Origin of the sequence: Ilyobacter sp. (assembly GCF_041583315.1) — a bacterium.
In the GTDB taxonomy this organism is placed as follows: Bacteria; Fusobacteriota; Fusobacteriia; order Fusobacteriales; family Fusobacteriaceae; genus Ilyobacter.
This window is the reverse complement of record NZ_JBFHGC010000210.1, coordinates 1-4,564: the sequence shown is the minus strand read 5'-3', so window position 1 is coordinate 4,564 and position 4,564 is coordinate 1. Positions and strand designations below refer to the sequence as shown.

Sequence of the window (4,564 nt, the reverse complement as noted above, 5' to 3'; positions counted from 1 at the left end):
GTCTGAGCGCAGCGAGTTTTGTATTTTTAGTAAAATTTATTATATTTTAGCTTGGACAAGACAAGGCTTGATTTTTGGTTACTTTTCATCAAGGAAAAGTAACAGATTTCTTATAGATTCAATAATTAAATTATAAATTTAGGGTTTATTATCTGGGGAGAAGAGTATATAATTTAGATTAGAGGTGATGGTATGTACGAAAAACTTAAAAAGATAATCAAAGAAAGTAACAACATAGTTTTTTTTGGAGGCGCCGGGGTTTCCACAGAGAGCAATATTCCGGATTTCAGAAGTGCAAAGGGACTGTATGCTCATTCTCCTGAATATCTGCTGAGCCGAACATATTTTGAAAGCAATACTGAAGATTTTTATAAATTTTATAAGGAAAATCTTATTTTTAAGGATGCCCAGCCAAACGATGCCCACTATGCCCTGGCTAAACTGGAAAAAATGGGAAAATTGAAGGCTGTAATAACTCAGAATATAGACGGACTTCATCAAAAGGCAGGAAGCAGGAAAGTTTATGAACTTCACGGAAGTGTAATAAGAAATTACTGCATGGACTGCAGGGAGTATCATGATCTGGATTATATCACTGGTTTTAATGAGGCTGTACCTAGATGCAGAAAATGCGGAGGCATTGTAAAACCCGATGTAACCTTATATGAGGAGATGCTGGATATGGAGGTGTTTAACGGAGCTATTGAATGTATCTCAAAGGCTGATGTCCTGATAGTTGGTGGGACGTCACTTATAGTCTATCCTGCAGCATCTTTAGTGGACTTTTATAAGGGGAATAAACTCATCCTCATAAACAAGGGGGCTACGTCATATGACAGTAAGGCCTCGATGGTTATAGACGCCCGTATAGGGGAAGTACTGAAAGAAGCAACAAGGGAACTTTAAACTTTTGCTTTCAAATTAAAAAGATTACAGATCTTAAAAAGACTGCAATCCAATAATGTATATGGTAATTTGTATTTTTCTAGTTTGGGGCTATTATTTCCTGGACTCTTCCTACATCTCCAGTGGTCAATCTTACTTTTATTCCGTGGGGATGATTTGGAGAATTGGTGAGGATATCTTTGACGATTCCTTCAGTTAACTTTCCTGTTCTCTGATCTTTCTTTAAGACTATTTTTACCTTAATTCCAGGTTTTATGTTCGCTCTTTTTTTTCCATCCATAATATTATATACTCCTAACGGCTGCTAAAAACAGCTCTTTATTTTTTCTTGAAAATCTTTTGAGTGTTTCTTGATTTGACTGAATTTCAGTATAACATAATAAAATATCTGTCACAAGAAATAAAAAACCCATCTTTAAGACGGGTTTTTTATTTCTAATATAAACCTTTTCTGAAGTTAACAATAGGAAGAACCGGGAAAACACCATTTTCAGCATAGTTGACAAATCCCACCTGAAGACCGTCAAGATTTTTTGTAGCATTTATAAATCCCAGCTGGAATGAGGTAGCTTCAGCATAATTGACAAATCCGATGTCAACTAATGAAGTTCCCTGAGTGATGTTGACAAAACCAAAGTTTACCATAGATTCATATTCCACATAGTTTACAGCTGCAAGGTTGATCAGACTGTCTCCGGTAGAATAGTTTGCAAATCCGAAGTTTACACCATTTACGTCGTTGACATAGTTAACAAATCCTAAATTTGCACCTGTATCATAGCCTTCATGCCAGTTGATAAGTCCTAGTGAAACTCCCTTGAACTCATTTTTTATTCTGTTGGCACCGAAAAAGAATCCGAGCTCAAGACCTGTAAAGTTATCCATATCAGAAAGACCCAGGATAGATATGTCTAGTCCTTTTACGTTGGTAGTCTCACCGTGAAGAAGAGAGAGTCTGATACCGGAAACATTTTCATCATCAGGGATGTTTGTCCCTGGAACAGAGAGCTGAGCTGAGGCCGCAAATGCAGAGAAGCTTAACATGACAACACCAATTAAAACTGCAACAATTTTTTTCATTTTTACCTCCTTATTAATATAATGCCCTGCACTACTATATAAGGTGATAAAATTTAAATTCCTCTTTAATTTTTAGATAAAAATAGATTCAAAATGATTTTATAGATTTAAGTATAAGGTGATATTAGAAATTTAAATTGAAGTTTATTATGGGAAGAATCTCAAAAAGTTCTGAATTTGCAGCCATGTTTAACAGACCGATCTGAACTCCTTGAAGATGCTCTGTGTAATTAAACAAACCAATCTGGACTCCCCTTGTGGACTGGTTAAAATTGGCAAATCCGAGCTCTCCTCCTACAAAGGAATCAGCCATATTTAGACCTCCCAATCTCACACCTTTAAAGTTGTGATCAAGATTGACCCATCCTGCCTGGGCCCCTATACTGTTTCCGTTATTGATATTCAGAAGTCCAAACTGAGCCCCCAGAAAATCTCCTTCGACAATGTTTAGTCCACCGAACTGAAGCCCTTTTAAGCTGCCTCCCACATGGTTGTAGGATACAAAGAACCACCACGGGATCCTCACACCTGTAAAATCACCTTCAGTCCTGTCGTAAAAAGAAAGAACAGAGAATCCTTTAAAATCCCCTCTGGTCCTGCTGGCAACAAGATTGACATCTAGTCCGCTGACATTTCTGTTTTCAGAATAGATTCCTCCTAATCTTATACCACTTATATCATCTGAGGGTGAATTTAGCTGTATATCCGGTGAAAACAGGGAAAGTTCAAAGGGTTTTTCCTCTCCCGGTGCACTAAAAAAAACGAGTGAAAATAACAGCAAAAAAGTTATCTTTTTCAAAATTAAACACGCTCCTTTATAATTATTTTTTAATTGTTCCTAATTATACATTATAATTGTGATTTTTTCATGATGGAGTTTAAATATTTAAAAACTCCAAGTAAAACATAAAATATACTGCTAATAGACTGCTGTTTTATATTTGGACTTTAGTGTTGTTATGGAAAAATTGATTGACAAATAAAGGTTATTTCTGATAAGATTGAGAAAATAACAGAAGAATTTCGGAGGAATAATTATGTTGACCATAAAAAGGATCAGGAGGAGCAAAGAAAAACACTCATAAAAACCCTATCTTTTAAAATGGCCTAATTGACATCAAAAATTCTTTTGAAAAGATTGAGAACTTTTAATTTCTCATGAGTATACAAAAGTTAATTAGCCGGCGGATATACTCTGTTGGCTTTTGTTTTTTTAAGATGTACCTGATATGAGCCAGTTTCCAGATACGGCAAGTATCAGGTTTTTTTCATAAACAGGGTCATGTCCTGTTACAGAGCAACCGAAATCTTATAAATTATGATTAATTCAGATGAAATATTTCATAGATATAATCAGTGAGATTATTTCAAAAGAAAGCGGCATCTGCTGCAAAGTTTGGCGAAAATGATTAGGAGGAAAGAATGGCTTATTTATCAGTATTAAAGGGGATTTTTATAGAAGGCAACAGATATATGTATATAGTAAAAGGACTGTACTTTTCCGTTGGAGTTACGTTTCTGGCGGCTTTTATAGGACTTACTATGGGTATACTCTTAGCTGTCATGAGATTATCTCACTTTTATCCATTTAAAAATTTTGAAAAATACAAAAATACTAACCCGCTGAATCTTATTGCACTGGGATATATAGACATTATCCGTGGAACTCCGGCTGTGGTTCAGCTTATGATACTTGCCAATGTAATATTTGTAGGGAATTTACGTGACACTCCTATATTTGTTGTTGCGGCTCTGGCTTTCGGACTGAATAGCTCTGCATATGTGGCCGAGATTATAAGAGCAGGTATAGAGGGGCTAGATAAGGGGCAGACAGAAGCTTCTAGAGCTCTGGGAATGAATTATTTTCTCACAATGAAAGAGATAATAATACCACAGGCCATCAAAAATATCCTTCCGGCTCTGGTAAGTGAGTTTATTACCCTCCTGAAGGAAACTTCCATAGTAGGATTTATCGGAGGAGTGGACCTTCTGAGGTCTGCAAATATAATAACCAGTCAGACTTATAGGGGTATAGAGCCGCTGTTGGCAGTAGGACTTATCTATCTTATTATGACAAGCATCTTTACCAAATTTATGAGAAAAGTAGAAAAGGGGTTGAAAGTAAGTGATTAAAGTAGTTGACTTGCATAAGCACTTTGGTGATCTCGAAGTGCTCAAGGGTATAAATAAAGAGATAAAAAAGGGAGATGTAGTGGCTGTAATAGGGCCGTCTGGAAGCGGGAAATCTACATTTTTGAGATGTCTTAACAGACTTGAGGAGCCTACAAAGGGGCATGTGTATATAGCAGGCGAAGATGTCATGGATAAAAAAGTAGACCTGAACCGTCTTCGTGAAAAAGTAGGAATGGTATTTCAGCACTTCAACCTTTTTCCACATAAAACAGTACTTGAAAACCTGATACTTGCTCCTACAAAGGTAAAGGGAATGACAGCGGAGGAAGCCAAGAAAAAGGCAATTGTGCTTCTTGAAAGAGTAGGGCTGAAAGACAAGGCCGGAGCATATCCGAATCAGCTTTCCGGAGGTCAGAAGCAGAGGATAGCCATAGCTAGAGCTCTT

The 4,564-nt window shown here is 36.7% G+C and carries 6 protein-coding genes; 3 read left to right on the top strand and 3 right to left on the bottom strand.

The window, feature by feature from the left end; all coding sequences use genetic code 11:
* The first annotated feature begins 192 nt into the window (after positions 1-192).
* On the top strand, positions 193-906 hold the full coding sequence (locus ABZA26_RS08380) for an NAD-dependent protein deacylase (RefSeq protein ID WP_372714072.1): 714 nt from the start codon (positions 193-195) through the stop codon (positions 904-906).
* 79 nt (positions 907-985) lie between these two features.
* Here ABZA26_RS08380 and ABZA26_RS08375 read toward each other — a convergent pair whose 3' ends face one another.
* The 3 genes from ABZA26_RS08375 to ABZA26_RS08365 all read right to left on the bottom strand — a co-directional run bounded on the left by ABZA26_RS08375 (position 986) and on the right by ABZA26_RS08365 (position 2,785).
* On the bottom strand, positions 986-1,186 hold the full coding sequence (locus tag ABZA26_RS08375) for a YwbE family protein (protein ID WP_372714071.1): 201 nt from the start codon (positions 1,184-1,186) through the stop codon (positions 986-988).
* A 155-nt stretch (positions 1,187-1,341) separates the two neighbouring features.
* Positions 1,342-1,986, bottom strand: a complete 645-nt coding sequence (locus ABZA26_RS08370) for a VC2662 family protein (RefSeq protein ID WP_372714070.1) — start codon at positions 1,984-1,986, stop codon at positions 1,342-1,344.
* A 124-nt stretch (positions 1,987-2,110) separates the two neighbouring features.
* Positions 2,111-2,785: an LA_2272 family surface repeat-containing protein gene (locus ABZA26_RS08365; protein WP_372714069.1), complete on the bottom strand. Its 675-nt coding sequence runs from the start codon at positions 2,783-2,785 to the stop codon at positions 2,111-2,113.
* 623 nt (positions 2,786-3,408) lie between these two features.
* On the opposite strand from ABZA26_RS08365, the gene ABZA26_RS08360 reads away from it, so the two are divergent.
* A complete protein-coding gene (locus tag ABZA26_RS08360; RefSeq protein WP_372714068.1) occupies positions 3,409-4,119 on the top strand; it encodes an amino acid ABC transporter permease in 711 nt (236 codons plus the stop codon).
* Positions 4,112-4,564 (top strand): amino acid ABC transporter ATP-binding protein (locus ABZA26_RS08355; protein ID WP_372714067.1); only part of this gene is annotated, 453 nt, incomplete at its 3' end. The genes ABZA26_RS08360 and ABZA26_RS08355, both read left to right, overlap by 8 nt.